The sequence below is a fragment of the Photobacterium japonica genome (assembly GCF_050337005.1).
Classification (GTDB): Bacteria; Pseudomonadota; Gammaproteobacteria; order Enterobacterales; family Vibrionaceae; genus Photobacterium; species Photobacterium japonica.
In genome coordinates, this window is the sequence record NZ_JAKJSN010000009.1 from 38,416 (window position 1) to 54,117 (window position 15,702).

The 15,702-nt window shown below is 51.4% G+C and carries 9 protein-coding genes; 5 read left to right on the forward strand and 4 right to left on the reverse strand.

The window, feature by feature from the left end; all coding sequences use genetic code 11:
- Window positions 1–422 precede the first annotated feature (422 nt).
- A complete protein-coding gene (locus L4C36_RS02475; RefSeq protein WP_428476199.1) occupies window positions 423–1,895 on the reverse strand; it encodes a glutamate synthase subunit beta in 1,473 nt (490 codons plus the stop codon).
- Window positions 1,888–6,435, reverse strand: coding sequence for a glutamate synthase large subunit (gltB, locus tag L4C36_RS02480; RefSeq protein WP_428476200.1), 4,548 nt, complete (start codon window positions 6,433–6,435; stop codon window positions 1,888–1,890). The genes L4C36_RS02475 and gltB overlap by 8 nt, the downstream gene beginning before the upstream one ends.
- A 642-nt stretch (window positions 6,436–7,077) precedes the next feature.
- Between gltB and mnmL the strand changes: the two genes are divergently transcribed.
- The 4 genes from mnmL to L4C36_RS02500 all read left to right on the forward strand — a co-directional run bounded on the left by mnmL (window position 7,078) and on the right by L4C36_RS02500 (window position 13,168).
- Window positions 7,078–8,025 carry a tRNA modification radical SAM protein MnmL/YtqA gene (gene mnmL / locus L4C36_RS02485; RefSeq protein ID WP_428476201.1) on the forward strand — a complete coding sequence of 316 codons (948 nt, stop codon included), beginning with the start codon at window positions 7,078–7,080 and terminating at the stop codon, window positions 8,023–8,025.
- Between the two features lie 99 nt (window positions 8,026–8,124).
- Window positions 8,125–10,059 carry a GGDEF domain-containing protein gene (locus tag L4C36_RS02490; protein WP_428476202.1) on the forward strand — a complete coding sequence of 645 codons (1,935 nt, stop codon included), beginning with the start codon at window positions 8,125–8,127 and terminating at the stop codon, window positions 10,057–10,059.
- Window positions 10,060–10,214: 155 nt separating this feature from the next.
- Window positions 10,215–12,584, forward strand: coding sequence for an aerobic respiration two-component sensor histidine kinase ArcB (gene arcB, locus L4C36_RS02495; protein ID WP_428476203.1), 2,370 nt, complete (start codon window positions 10,215–10,217; stop codon window positions 12,582–12,584).
- Complete coding sequence (locus tag L4C36_RS02500; RefSeq protein WP_428476204.1) at window positions 12,584–13,168, forward strand: hypothetical protein; 585 nt, start codon at window positions 12,584–12,586, stop codon at window positions 13,166–13,168. The genes arcB and L4C36_RS02500 overlap by 1 nt, the downstream gene beginning before the upstream one ends.
- 104 nt (window positions 13,169–13,272) lie before the next feature.
- Here L4C36_RS02500 and arcA read toward each other — a convergent pair whose 3' ends face one another.
- Window positions 13,273–13,992, reverse strand: coding sequence for a two-component system response regulator ArcA (arcA, locus tag L4C36_RS02505; protein ID WP_047874498.1), 720 nt, complete (start codon window positions 13,990–13,992; stop codon window positions 13,273–13,275).
- 743 nt (window positions 13,993–14,735) lie between these two features.
- On the opposite strand from arcA, the gene L4C36_RS02510 reads away from it, so the two are divergent.
- Window positions 14,736–15,227, forward strand: coding sequence for a putative 4-hydroxy-4-methyl-2-oxoglutarate aldolase (locus tag L4C36_RS02510; RefSeq protein WP_428476300.1), 492 nt, complete (start codon window positions 14,736–14,738; stop codon window positions 15,225–15,227).
- A gap of 5 nt (window positions 15,228–15,232) precedes the next feature.
- On the opposite strand, the gene L4C36_RS02515 is transcribed toward L4C36_RS02510, so the two are convergent.
- Window positions 15,233–15,691 carry a hypothetical protein gene (locus tag L4C36_RS02515; protein ID WP_428476205.1) on the reverse strand — a complete coding sequence of 153 codons (459 nt, stop codon included), beginning with the start codon at window positions 15,689–15,691 and terminating at the stop codon, window positions 15,233–15,235.
- Between the last annotated feature and the right edge of the window lie 11 nt (window positions 15,692–15,702).

Below are 15,702 nucleotides of genomic sequence, written 5' to 3' on the forward strand. Positions count from 1 at the left end.
TCAAGCAGTGTGGCTGTTTTTGCAGCCATCCTCGCAGTGCGCACGATGGTAATGTGCCTTCGCTGAACCGGGGTGGCCTGCCAGTGGCGCAGGCGGGAAAGGGGTCAGCGGTGTATGGGCATACCTCGGCATTTTGCGATTTTCACGTTAAACACTATTTACAAAAAGGTCAAATAATCATCAAGCCATTGATGCGGGGTTGATGTGATATTGATGGTTGTGTCGTAAAAGGTGTTACTCATCGCGTTATCGGCAGGGAACGAGAGACGTCATTATCCCCCTGCGGATAACAGGCAGTACCGTTAAGTATGGGGGCGAAATGCGGAGGCATGGGATGTTGAGGCGAAAAAAAACCGACTCAGTGAGTCGGTTTTGAGAATGTCATGCTCGCCGGTATGTACGAGCTGTGCTAATGATTGCGGTTAGGCGTTAGACAGCATCAATGAATCGGCTTTGGCTTCAAGGTGGGTGCTCCCCATCAAGAAGGCATCGATATCACGGGCACATTCACGGCCTTCGTTGATACAACGTACGACCAATGACTGGCCCGTTCGCATATCACCGGCGGCAAACACGCCTTTCTGGTTAGTGGCAAACCCGTTGGTCGCCACATTACCGCGGTCATCCAGCGCGATATCCAGTTGCGCCAGCACGCCAGTTGGCTCTGGGTGCAAGAAGCCCATGGCTAAGAAGGCCAAATCACACGGAATGATACGCTCAGAGCCGGCCACTTCGGTAAAGCCTGGACGTTCGCCCGGTGCGGCCTCATTCCACTGAATATCGGCAATACGCAACGCTTTCACGTTACCGTCTTCATCGCCAATGAATTCCTTGGTCAGAATATTCCAGTGACGATCACAGCCTTCCTCGTGTGAGGTGGAGGTTTTCATGATCATCGGGTATGACGGCCAAGGCTGATTGGCCGGGCGTTTTTCCGGTGGGATCGGCATGATTTCGACCTGTGTGATGCTGGTTGCACCATGACGGTTCGAGGTGCCGACACAGTCAGAGCCTGTATCACCGCCCCCGATCACGACCACGTGCTTACCATTGGCATGGATTTCGTCTGTTTTCAGATCCATGTCGTTGGCGCGGCGGTTGTTCTGTGCGAGGAATTCCATCGCAAAATGCACGCCTTTCAGTTCACGCCCCGGGATCGGCAGGTTACGCGGAACGGTTGAGCCGCCCGTCAGTAGCACCACATCAAAGTCCTGACGAAGTTGACGGGCATTGATGTTCACACCTACGTGGGCATTCACTTCAAACTGTACGCCCGCGGCCGCCATGAGGTCGATCTTACGATCAATGATGTCCATGCCGAGTTTGAAATCCGGGATACCAAAACGCAGCAGACCCCCGACTTTCTCGTCACGCTCAAACACGGTCACGGTGTGACCCGCGCTGTTGAGCTGCTCGGCCGCCGCCAGGCCGGCAGGGCCGGAGCCAATGATGGCCACGGTTTTACCGGTACGTGAACGCGGTGTTTTCGGCTTGGCGTAGCCTTCACGGTACGCCGTTTCCACGATGGTTTTTTCGATGTTACAGATGGTGATCGGGTCTTGGTTGATCCCCAATACACAGCCACTTTCACACGGTGCAGGACATACGCGACCGGTAAATTCAGGGAAGTTGTTGGTGGAACTCAAAATGTTCCACGCTTCTTCCCAGCTGTCACGGAAGACCGCATCATTGAATTCTGGAATGATGTTGCCGATCGGACAGGCGTTGTGACAGAACGGGACACCGCAATCCATGCAGCGTGACGCCTGTGTGTTGATCTTGTCACCGAACTCGGTGTTCAGGACAAACTCTTTGTTATCCTGAATACGTACGCTGGGATCCAGCTTTTTTGGCAGTTCACGGCCAAATTCTAAAAATCCTGTAGGCTTACCCATTGACGGCCTCCAACTCTTCCTTGTTTTCTGCTTCCGCTTTACGCTTCAGTAGTACGGCTTTGTAATCCCTTGGCATCACTTTCACGAGGCTCTGAAGGTTTGCTTCAAAGTTGTCGAGGAAAGTCTGCGCTACCGTACTGCCGGTAAGGGCAACGTGCTTGGTGAGCATCGCGTGTACGAGCTCGCGATCTTCTTGTTCGATTGGGTCCAAGTCCACCAGCTCTGGGTTGAGTTTGGTTTCAAAATCTTGGAACTGATCCCAGACATACGCGACACCGCCACTCATGCCCGCGGCAAAGTTACGGCCGGTTTGACCGAGAATGATCGCGACACCACCGGTCATGTATTCACACCCGTGATCACCGATCCCTTCGACGACCACTTTGGCACCGGAGTTACGTACACAGAAGCGCTCACCCGCGAGGCCGCGAATGTAAGACTCACCGGAGGTCGCGCCGTAGAAACAGACGTTACCGACCACGATGTTGTCTTCCGGTACGATGTCAGACTGGGCATCTGGGTAGAGTACCAAGGTACCGCCCGACAGGCCTTTACCCCAATAGTCGTTCGCATCGCCTTCCACTTCAAAGTGCACACCTTTGCTCAGGAAAGCCCCGAAGCTTTGTCCTGCTGAGCCTTTGAATTTCACGTTCATAGGTTGTGGCAGGCCATTGTCTTTGTAGATCTTCGAGATCTCGTTAGACAGCATGGTACCGGCACTGCGATCGGTGTTGATGATGTTAAATTCAGCATTCACCGCTTTGCCTTCATACAAGGCAGGGGCCGCGGCTTTGATCAACTGACGGTCAAGCACGTTTTCCAAGTTATGCTCTTGCTGGCGCTGGTTGTACACGCCGTCTTCTTCACGCGCTGGCTCAACAAAGAGCACAGGGCTGAGATCCAGGTTCTTGTACTTCCAGTGACCGATATCATCACGGATCTTTAGTTTCTTCGATTGGCCGACCATCTCATCAATGGTGCTAAAGCCCAATTCCGCCATGATTTCACGCAGACCTGCAGCCATGTATTGGAAGAAGGTGACGACGTCATCGACGCGGCCGTCAAAGCGCTCACGCAGGGTCTTATTCTGGGTTGCGATACCGACAGGACAGGTATTCTTGTGACACTTACGCATCATGATACAGCCTTCCACGACCAAGGCGGCGGTGGCGACCCCCCATTCCTCAGCACCCAATAGGGTCGCGACAGCAAGGTCACGCGGGGTTTTCATCTGGCCGTCAGACTGCACGACGATACGGTTACGCAGGCCGTTTTTCAGTAGTGTCTGGTGAGTTTCAGCCAAGCCCAACTCCCACGGTAGACCCGTGTGACGGATAGAGGACATTGGCGACGCACCGGTACCGCCATCGAAACCAGCGATCAAAACGACGTCCGCTTTGGCTTTGGCCACACCGGAGGCGATGGTGCCGACACCGGCTTCGGATACCAGCTTCACGTTAACGCGGCCAGCACGGTTCGCATTTTTCAGATCGTAGATCAGCTGCGCCAAATCTTCGATCGAGTAAATGTCGTGGTGCGGCGGCGGCGAGATCAGGCCGACCCCCGGGGTGGAGTGACGGGTTGCCCCGATCCAGTCATCGACTTTATCACCCGGTAGCTGACCGCCTTCACCCGGCTTCGCGCCTTGCGCCATTTTGATTTGGATCTCATCGGCGTTGGTGAGGTAGTAAGAGGTCACACCGAAGCGGCCTGAGGCTACCTGTTTGATGGCAGAACGTTCCCAGTCACCGTTGTCTTTTTTCTCAAAGCGGATTGGGTCTTCACCGCCTTCACCGGAGTTCGATTTCGCGCCAATGCGGTTCATGGCCACGGCAAGCGTGGAGTGCGCTTCGTACGAGATCGAACCAAAGCTCATGGCACCGGTCGCGAAACGCTTGAGAATACTTTCAATCGGTTCCACTTCGTCCAGTGGGATTGAGCCCGCTGGGTTTTTAATGAACTCAAGCTGGCTACGCAGGGTGGCCGCATCGTCACCTTGCGAATCCACCGCATGGCAGTATTGCTTGAACTGATCGTAGTCTTTTTCGCGGGTCGATTGTTGCAGCAACGAGATCGTTTCAGGGTTGAACAGGTGCTTTTCACCACGCTGTTTCCACTGATATACGCCGCCGACATCGAGCATCTGAACCGGGATCTCACGGGTCGGGTAACCGGTGCGGTGACGGATCAACACTTCTTTGGCGATGTCATCGATGGTCAGGCCCTGAATACGCGAGACGGTACCGGTGAAGTACTTGTCGACCACGGCTTTGCTGATCCCCAAGGCTTCAAAAATTTGCGCGCCATGGTAAGACTGCAGGGTGGAAATCCCCATCTTCGAGAAGATTTTCAGCAGGCCGCCGTTCACGCCTTTACGGTAGTTGTTGAACAGCGCATCAGTCGACAATTCTGGGTCAAGTTTGCGTTTCTTCTGCAAGTCGACCAGCGTTTCGGTCACCAAATACGGGTTAACCGCGTTGGCACCGTAGCCCACCAAAGTGGCAAAGTGGTGCGTTTCGCGGGCATCACCGGTTTCGACCACAATGTCACACTTGGCGCGTAGGCCTTTGCGGATCAGGTGGTGGTGTACGGCGCCGACGGCCAGCATCGCAGGGATGGCGGCATGGTTAGAGTTCACCGCGCGGTCCGTCAGGATGATGATTGAGTAGCCGTCGTTCACTGCATCTTCGGAATACTGACAGATACGCTTGAGCGCACGCTCGAGCTTGCCGGCTTCACCGCTGGCACGGAATACGATATCCAGCGTCTTGGCTTGCAGGTGCTCGTTGTCGATGGCGCGGAGCTTTTCTAGCTCGGCATTCGACAGAACAGGCGATTCCAGTTCGACCTTCTGGCAGTGCTCTGGGGTTTCAGTCAGCAGGTTCTGATCTTTACCTAAGTAGGTGTTGAGTGACATCACCATACGCTCACGGATCGGATCGATCGGTGGGTTGGTGACCTGCGCAAACAGCTGCTTGAAGTAGTTAGACAGGTGCTGTGACTGGTGAGACAGCACGGCCAATGGCCAGTCGGCCCCCATGGCACTTAACGGTTCATAACCGGTTTTGGCCAGCGGGACGATAATTTCGTTCACTTCTTCCGAGCTGACACCGAAGGCTTGTTGATGATGCAACAAACGTTCTGGCGTTGGCTGGTGGTGCATGTTGTCGGCATCTGGCAGCGACTTGAGTGTCAGCAGGTTGTCTTTTACCCATTGCTCATACGGCTGCGCGGTCGCAATGCTGTCTTTGACTTCTTCGTCAGAGATGATGCGACCTTGTTCCAGATCGGCAACAAAAATACGGCCTGGCTGCAAACGGCCACGGAACTGGACGTTTTCAGGGGCAATTTCGACCACGCCAGATTCCGATGCCATGATCAAGAAATCATCTTTGGTCACGGTATAACGGGAAGGACGCAGGCCGTTACGGTCAAGGGTAGCACCGACTTGTACGCCATCGGTGAAACAGACGGAGGCGGGGCCATCCCACGGTTCCATGACGTTGGCATGGTACTGGTAGAAGGCACGGCGCTTGGGATCCATGCTGGTGTTTTCTTGCCACGCTTCTGGGATCAGCATCATCAGTGCATGCGGCAGGCTACGGCCTGATAGCACTAACAGTTCGAGCGCCATGTCGAAGTTGGACGAATCGGAACTGCCTTCCTGACAGATAGGCAACAGCATGTCGATTTCTTGCTGGCTGAACAGGTCGGATTCTAAAATCGCTTCACGCGCTTTCATCCAGTTCAGGTTGCCACGAACGGTATTGATTTCACCGTTGTGCGCGATGTAACGGAAAGGCTGGGCCAAGCGCCAACGCGGGAAGGTGTTGGTCGAAAAACGGGAATGGACGAGTGCCAGCGCCGTGACCATGCTCGGGTTTTGCAAATCGAGGAAGTATTGCGGTACCTGCTCGGTGGTGAGCTGGCCTTTGTAGACCAATGTTTTGTATGACAGTGAGTTGATGTAGAAGTCATCACCGATGTTCGACACGCTCTCAAGGCACACACGCACGGTGTAGTTACGCAAGACGTACAGTTTGCGCTCTAAGACCGCAGGATCAAGGTTAGGACCGCCGCTGATGAAGACGTGTTCGAACTGCGGTTCGGTGCTGAGCGGATCGTCCCCAATCATGGAGTTGTCGACCGGGAGTACACGGTAGCCAATTACGTCGAGATCGAGGCGTTTGGCATTGCGCTCAAGGATATCGCGGCACTGCTGACGTTTGTATTCGTCTTTAGGGAACAGTACGACACCGACACCGTATTGGCTGAAGGCCGGCAAGCGAATACCCAGTTTAACGGTTTCCTCGAGCAGGAATTCATGCGGTTTCTGTAGGAGAATACCGGCACCATCACCACTGCATGGATCACAGCCTTGACCGCCACGGTGCTCCATTCTCGCAAGCATATCAAGGGCTTGGGTGACTATGTCATGGGATTTACGGTTCTTTAAATGGGCCACAAAGCCGATGCCACAGGCATCGTGCTCCAGTTCAGGCACATAAAGTCCCTGAGCATTCAGCTCTTGATCTGTCATAGATACTTCCTTCCAGTTTCAACAGGCTACAATCCACGTGCCTGAGTTATCCCTAATTCTGTATGACATCGTTCAGCGACCTACAACGGACTCCTGTCCGGCAGTGAACGATGGGTTTGCTGTGGGATGATGTTGACTATCAATAGCAAACTAAACTCTGTAGCACTCCGGCTCTGGTATGCAAAAACACTACAGTTTTGAGGGGTTGCGACATATTCCACTTTATAAACAAGGAATTTAGTCACAATTGTTGTTCATAAATTGCACACAGCTGTAACTATCCTACATTTTTGATTTATTAATTACCAACAAAATATACCCATTGGCGTGCAGTAATTGGACAGGAGGGTGAATTAAACACCAAGCGCAATGGGTAACTATTCGATAACTGTTTTCATTTTGAATAATCCTGCGTAAAAGCCTTATGGAATGAAGGGTTTATGCGGGTTGCAGAACAAAACATGGACAGATGAAGTGTGTTGCTTATTTTCATTCCACCTTTCGTCTCTTTCTCCCTGACTTTTTACCACTTCGTGCCCTTTTTTTTGCTTTCGCACAACATTACCCCCCTTGAAGGGTGCTAACCTTTGCCGCTTTTTTCGACACCCTTTTCGATCTCCCTCTACTTCACTAGGTGACAAGATGCAATTGCATGAACTCGTAAATACCTTTGGTCAGGACCTACAGCGTCGTTATGGCGAGAAAGTGCATAAGTTGACGCTGCACGGAGGTTTTACCTGCCCAAACCGGGATGGCACGATTGGCCGTGGGGGGTGTACCTTTTGTAACGTGGCCTCGTTTGCGGATGAGCAGGCCCAGTTTAAGCCAGTGACGGAGCAATTGGCGCAACGCGCAGAGGAAGTGAATCGAGCGAAGCGATATTTAGCGTATTTTCAGGCTTACACCAGCACCTATGCGGAAGTGCAAACGCTTAAAGCCATGTATGAAGAAGCGTTGGGTGCGGCGGACATTGTGGGGTTGTGTGTCGGTACGCGCCCTGACTGTGTGCCGGATGCAGTGCTAGAGCTACTCGCTGGCTATCAGCAACAAGGCTATGAAATTTGGCTTGAGCTGGGCCTACAGACCGCCAACGATAAAACGTTGAAGCGCATCAACCGAGGGCATGATTTTGCTTGTTATGCGCGCATTACTCAGCGTGCCCGCGCGATGGGACTGAAAGTGTGTGCCCATCTGATTGTCGGGCTACCGGGTGAAACGCAAGAGGATAACCTTGAAACTATCCGCCGTACGGTGGCGGCTGGCGTGGATGGCATCAAACTGCACCCGCTGCACATTGTAGAAGGCAGTATCATGGGGTTGTCATGGAAAGCGGGACGCCTGAGTGAGTTGAGCTTGGAAACGTACACCGAGATTGCGTCTGAGATGATCCGCTTAACGCCGCCCGAGGTGGTATTCCATCGCGTATCGGCAACGGCACGTCGCCCGACCTTATTGGCCCCGATGTGGTGTGAAAATCGCTGGTTAGCGATGACAGAAATTGGCCGTAATTTGGATGCACAAGGTGGTCAGGGGCACGCATTGAATACGCCGTTTGTGTATCAACCGGTGTGTCCGCCAACCGTTAAATAAGGCATGTTGGCCTGCAATAGGCCAGCCTGTGATGAGGCGTAGTGATTGTTTTATAAAATATGGTAGATTACGCTTAATTTTACGCCTCAATGACATGCTATGCCTTTCTCTCTCCCTGAACGTACTCCATTGCGTTTCGTGTTTCGCTTATTGTCGACACTATGGTGGCTGTCAGGCCGTCTGATGACTGTCGTTTTTGCACCCTTCTCTATTAGAGGGTGCTTGGCGTTCCTCTTGGGGTTTGTCTCACCCGTGGTGAGCGCCGCAGAGGTGATAGGCTATGCTGATAATCCTATTTTTGTGACGGCCTTTTTATTGGTGTTGATGGCGATGTGCGGCGCGTTGATGGCGTTGTTATTGCACCACATTGACGTGCGTTCTTTTCGTCAATTGCAGGGATTATTGCGGCGCATGCCGATCGCGGTGGCGATCATTCGACAAAAAGACGGCCAATTGATTTACAGTAATCGACTGTGCCGTGAATTATTGGGGGCGCGCAAACTCAATGGTCGATACCTCTACCCTGAAAACTTCAGTGCCGCGACAGTGCGTGATTTCTTACGCCCCTACGCCTCTCAACCCGATGGCTTTTATCATGTGAGTGATGAGATTTTTCTCGCCCAAGGTAAACGACTGCCGTTGTCTATTTCGGGTCAGTCGCTGAGCTGTAATTGGCAACGTTGCTGGTTATTGTTCATTGAAGAAGAGACCCCCCTTCATGCGGAACAGGATAAACTCGAGCAAGATCAACGGGTTTTCCAACAGGTGCTGAACTCGTTGTCAGAATTGGTGTATTACCAAGATAAATCGGGCGCCCTGATGGGCACCAACAAAGCCTTTGATCGTTTTTGGCGCGGCCGCTTTGACGAGGGGATTGATCATGAAGGCAATCAGGATCAGAGCCGTTATGCCCCTTCACATACGTGGACAACTGCGCCGGATGGATCGAGCCGGTTGCTAGAAACCAAGCGTAATTTATTGGTGGATGATCACGGGGAAGTGATTGGTACCTTGAGCTTGTCGCATGATGTGACCGAGTGGCACGACATGCAAGAAGTGCTCAAGAGTGAAATTGAAAAACGCGAGATCACCGAGCAGGAACTGGCACAGCGCAATACCTTGCTGGATACCATTTTGAGTGCCAGCCGCGATCCTATCGTGTTGTATAACGAGCATGAGGTGTATGTGGGCTGTAATGAGGCGTTTGCGAAATCGCTGGGCCACACCCCACGGAGCTTATTGGGAAAGACAGCCCAAGACGTGTTGACCCCTGAACTGCTGGAATTTTCCCGTCAGGCCGATCAGACGGTGATTCAGCAAGGGATCAGCGTGAAAGCCGATGACTATGTGATCCTCGAAGATGGCACGCCCATTTGGTATGAAGTGCTGAAATCCCCTTATCAAGATCCCATTGATGGTACCAAAGGGGTGCTGATGATGGCCCGTGACGTAACAGAGCGAAAGATGGCTGAACAACAGTTAGCAGATGCCATCATGGAGCTGCAAGAGCTAAGCTTCATTGATAGCCTGACCAAAGTGGCCAACCGTCGCAGTTTCGATGAGCAATTACGTAAAATGTGGTTTGGTCACATTCGAGAGCAGCAACCACTCACTTTGATTTTGTGTGATATCGATTATTTCAAAGCCTTTAATGATAATTACGGTCATCAACACGGTGATTTGGCACTGCGGGAGGTGGCCCAAGTGCTGCGTAGTGTGATCCGCCGGGAAACCGATGAAGTCGCCCGTTATGGGGGGGAGGAATTTGCCTTCTTATTGCCCAATACTCCCTTAGACGGCGGTGAGGTGATCGCTGAGAAATTGCATCTCGCCTTGGCCGACAAAGCGATAACGCATCGGTACTCAGACGTAGATGACAAGCTGACGGTCAGCTTGGGTATTGCCACGTTAATCCCGCAACCGCATCAAGATTACGGCATGCTGGTGAAGTTGGCTGATATGGCGTTGTACCGTGCGAAAGCGGCCGGGCGTAATGGCAGTATGTCGATGACCTATCACGAACATGAAGAATGATTAACATGGAAAGCCTGCAATGCAGGCTTTTTTTATGTTATCGCGTGGTTAGCGACAATAATTGTGACCGTTAACAGGGAATTACGGGTGAGCGGCTTGGGCTTGAACGGTGAGTCATTTATGATGGATGTAGCCATAATGATTAGGAATAAATAATGAAACAAATCAAAGTGCTGGCACAGTATTACGTGGACTTGCTGGTCAAGTTAGGCATCGTACGCTTTAGTTTATTGCTGGCCTTAGCCTTGGTTATCTTGGCCGTGGTGGTGCAAGTATTCGCCACCTGGGTCCTGCAAGGTGAGGTGCACACCATCGACATTGTTCGTTCAGCGTTCTTTGGTTTGTTGATCACGCCGTGGGCGGTGTACTTTTTATCGGTGGTGGTCGATCAGCTGGAGGAGTCGCGCCAGCGGTTATCCAAACTGGTCACAAAGTTGGAAGAGATGCGCTCGCGCGATATGCAGCTTAATAAGCAACTGAAAAAAAATATCACTCAGCTGAATTCGGAAATTGAAGAGCGGGAAAAAGCCGAGGAAGCGCGTCGGGAAGCGATGCAGGATCTCGAGAATGAAGTATATGAGCGTGAAAAAGCCCAGATGGCGCTGGCTTCACAAAGTGCCTTGCTCAAATCTTTCTTGGATGCGTCACCGGATTTGATTTACTACCGGAATGAAAAAGGGGAGTTTTCTGGGTGTAACCGCGCGATGGAAGAGTTGACCAGTCGGACGGAAAAAGAGTTGGTCGGCCTGACGCCGTGGGATGTCTACAGTGAAGATGTGGCACGTAAAATATCCGAAACCGATCAACGGGTGTTTGAAGACAGTGAGCCACTGACTTACGAGCAGTGGTTGGAATACCCGGATGGACGTAAAGCCATTTTTGAACTGCGTAAAGTGCCGTTTTATGGCCGTGATGGCCGTCGTTTAGGTTTGATGGGCTTTGGTCGTGACATTACCGAGCGTAAGCAATATCAGGATGCGCAAGAGAAAGCCAGCCAAGATAAAACGGCGTTTATCTCGACGATCAGTCATGAGTTGCGTACGCCACTGAACGGCATTGTGGGCTTGAGCCGTATGTTGCTCGACAGCCCATTAGACGATGAACAGCGCGGTTACATGCGCACCATTTTGGTCAGCGCGATCACCTTGGGCAATATTTTTAACGACATTATTGACATGGATAAGTCGGATCGCCGCCGGTTAGAGTTAATGCCTAGACCCATCGACTTTAATGAATTTGTCGATGAGGTCGGTAATATCTGCCATTTGATGGCGGATCAAAAGGGGCTGCGGTTTGATTTGGAGCGCTTAACGGCGCTGCCGAGTCATATTGAGGTCGACGGGACGCGCTTGCGCCAAGTGTTGTGGAATTTGATCAGCAATGCCACCAAGTTCACTAAAGAAGGCGGTGTGGTGATGTCGGTGATGTGTGAACAAGACGAGACGCACGCCCACATTACGTTTGAGGTGGAAGACAGCGGCGTGGGGATCCCGCAAAGTGAAATCGACAAGATTTTCGCCATGTACTATCAGGTGAAAGATGAGAATGACAACCTGCATGCAGTGGGCACAGGCATCGGCCTGGCCGTTTCTCGTCAGTTAATGCAGATGATGGGCGGGGACATTACTGCCTGTTCCGATGTGGGCGAAGGCAGTACTTTTACTGTGACCTTCACGGCACCCTTGGTGGCACAGGCGGTGGAAGAAGACGCAATGCCTGTCACGCCACAAGTGGGGCTGAATATTTTCATGGTGGAAGATATTGAGTTGAATATTACCGTGGCGAAGGCCTTACTGGAGAGCTTGGGTCACACGGTGACTGTCGCTATGCGCGGTGAAGAAGCGTTGGCCATGTTTACCCCAGAAGCCTATAACTTGGTGCTACTCGACATTCAGTTGCCAGATATGACTGGGTTTGATATTGCGCAAACCTTGCGTGAGCGCTACACGTCGTTACCGCCGCTGGTGGCCTTAACGGCGAATGTGATCAACGATAAGAATGAGTACCTTGCCAAAGGTATGGATGACGCATTAAGTAAGCCATTGAGTGTAAAAGCCATTACCAACGTGATTCAGAAACTGGTGCTAACGTGCTCGTTAGAGGATGCACCGTTCAGTCCTGCCAGTGAGGCGACACAAGAGGCCGACGTGACGTTTAGCGATGAGATCATTAATACCTTGTTGGATCTTGAGATGCTGACGTCATACGTAGAGATTGTTGGGCCACAGCCGGTGTATGACAGCATCAAGATGTTTGAAGAAAAAATGCCGGAGTACATCGCCATTTTGGACTCCAACATGACAGCCAAAGATCAGGACGGCATCAAGTTTGAAGCGCATAAAATTAAAGGGGCTGCTGGCTCTATTGGTTTGAAACACATTCAGCAAGTCGCGCAAAAAGCGCAATCGCCAGAACTGCCGGCCTGGTGGGAAAACATCAACGATTGGGTCGATGAAATCAAACATGGCTACCAAGATGATTTACGGGTACTCAAAGAATGGCTAGCCCAGCAAGAGAGGACGTGATGAGCAAGACAAGACAGCAACAATGGACACGATTTGTTTACGCCATCAGTGGCGTTGCATTGGTGACGCTGGTGGGATGCGATACGGCGAAAGAGCCTTCTTCTCCTCAGGTCGATCCTCAGACAGAGCAGGCTGCAATGCCTGCCAGTGAGGCGGAGGCGTCGCCAGTGCAGTTACCGCATGCGGTTGATATGTGGCAATCGCCAGAGCAGGTTGTTCTGGGGAAGGTGCCGCTGCATTTGGGCGCCGAGCTATGGTTGAACAGTATGCCAGTGATTGGCGATGACGGGGCGAATCCGGCCCGTAAATTGTTTGCGTCTATTCGTCTGCTTGCGGCCGACCATCAATCCTTACCTAAAGGGATAGACATCACGCAGGTGCTGCTTGAGCAAGGGGAGCAACAATGGTTGGTGCAACAGCAGTTGGATATTCGTCGTGATGGAAGCAAGAGCTTGGAAGTGGCGTTACGCGGAGGCCCAGAGTGGTTGCCAGATAGCGAGGTCAATGTGGCCGTCACGGTGTTGTACCAAGGGCAAGAGCATATCGTGATCCAAAAAGCGGTTGTGATCAGTCAGGTGTTTTAAGCGGTTAGCGGTTATAAAAAAGCAGCACCGAAACCGTAAATACAAAAACAAACAAGGCGTCGATAAAGGCGCCTTGTTGTTATGTTCGGAAGTCAGCCGATGGCTTATTCTTCTTCTAGATCACCACAAAAGCGGTAACCTTCACCGTGAATTGTCGCGATGATCTCAGGGGTATCAGCAACAGATTCAAAGTGCTTACGGATACGACGAATGGTCACATCCACAGTACGGTCATGTGGCTTCAGCTCACGGCCTGTCATTTTCTTCAGCAGTTCAGCACGGGTCTGGATCTTGCCTGGGTTTTCACAGAAGTGAAGCAGGGCACGGAACTCAGAGCGTGGCAGTTTGAACTGATCACCGCTTGGGCTAACCAGTGAACGGCTGTTGATTTCTAGTGACCAGCCATTGAACTCGTAACGCTCAACCAGACGCTTGTCTTCAGTCGGTAGGCCTTGGTTCATTGCACGGGTCAGTAGGTTACGTGCACGGATTGTCAGTTCACGAGGGTTGAACGGTTTTGTGATGTAGTCATCCGCACCGATTTCAAGACCAAGGATCTTATCGACTTCGTTATCACGACCGGTTAGGAACATCAGTGCCATGTCGCCTTGCTCGCGCAATTCACGGGCTAGCAGTAGACCGTTTTTACCCGGCAGGTTGATATCCATGATCACCAAGTGCACAGGATGCTCAGACAGCATCTGGTGCATTTCAGCGCCGTCATTAGCTTCAAATACCGTGTAACCTTCAGCTTCAAAGATGCTCTTTAGGGTGTTACGTGTTACGTGCTCGTCTTCTACAATTAGAATGTGAGGGGTTTGCATTGGCAGTACCTAAGTTCAAAAAACGAAATCTGATCAAAAGCAGAATCGTTAAATTCTATAAAAAAATTCACATACAGGAAAAGTCTTGATCAAAATGCAGGTTAAATCGCATTGAACTCTCCTGTTTGGTACGCCATCCATTTATTCAGGCCTTCATTGCGTGAAGGTATAATCCTGAAAAAGCCCCTATTCTAGGGCATTGGCTACAATCTCCATGGGATGGCGGCAATTGTATTCACTTAACAGCTCTCTAACAATATTCGACGATTGTTTCGGAGCAGCTATTATGCGTTTTGTTGATTTATATCAAACAGGATGAAGTGTATTACGATTCCACACTTTGTGTAACATTCGCTACAAAAAAACGCACCGCATCCAAGGTGTGACGGCAGAACTGTGAACAACTCTCGCTGTCGTGTAGCCCCTCGTCGATGCTTATTAAGCATGAGTAACACCCTGTTTACCCTTGCCTTTCAATTCTAACAGTATTTGTGCTGACCTGCATGGTTCTTCGCAACAATATCGACTATTTGGTAGCGATAAAATGCGATGAAACCGGAATATTCAGCCGTTTGCTCTGGAGCAGTGTAACATTCTGTCTTCATTGCGTTTGAGCCATGGGGGAAGTCGAGACCGCAGCATTGAGGACAAAGATTGGGTGATTGGGCGGAGTTTCTCTACACTTAATTGAGCAATGCGCCGACTGGCAATAGGAAGGGTGTGAGATGGATAAGAGCAAGGATATGAAAGATTTAACCCCAGACTTGTGCGATCACTATGAAAACGCAGTGCGGTGGTTACCGTTATCACTGCAGAGTTACGGGGGACGCGATGTGTTTTTTGGCGAAACGGTGACATTACGCTGTTTTGAAGATAACAGCTTGGTCAGAGACATTGTGTCACGGCCGGGTAAAGGCAAGGTGTTATTCATTGATGGCCACGGCAATAGCACGAAAGCCTTGTTGGGCGATCAATTGGCGTTGTTAGCACAGCAACATGGCTGGGAAGGCATTGTGGTGAATGGCGCAGTGCGTGATGTCGGCACGATTGCGACGTTAGATCTGGGCGTGAAAGCCCTTGGTACGTGTCCCATTAAAACGGTGAAACGGCAAACGGGGGAAGAGAATGTGACGTTAACGGTGGCTGAGACGTTGATTTACCCGGGCGACATGTTGTATGCCGATCGTAATGGGGTGGTGTTTAGCCAGCAGCCGTTGGATTTGTCTGTGTTATAAGCCAGTCAGAACTTAAAGCCGATGCCTAATTGGTAGACTTGTTCAATGGCTTCGTAGTCCATGGTGGCATGGAGGTTGATACGCTCAGAGACTTCGTATTGGCTCGACACTTCCACCCCCAATGTGGTGTCACGATCTTGCGTTTCAGAGGTGACCGCACTTTGTAGGCTCAAACGGGACGTAAAATGATACTTCACCCCTGACAGTAATCCACGGCTGGCCGATTCTTTATCGTTACCGCTTTTGAGTCGCGTACTGAGGTACAGGGCGGTATTGTCGGTGAGGGCATAGGCATAACCGCTGTCGATTTGCCACAGATCAAACTGCTCGGCACCACGTGATTGAGACGACAGAAACCAGCCGGATGATGCGGGATCATCAGCTTTGGATAAGAGGCTGTGTTCTGCTGCAGTTGTCGGTAATGCCACTACTAGCAGGGTTGCTGTGATTAGCTCCAAGCGCATGGATCACCTTC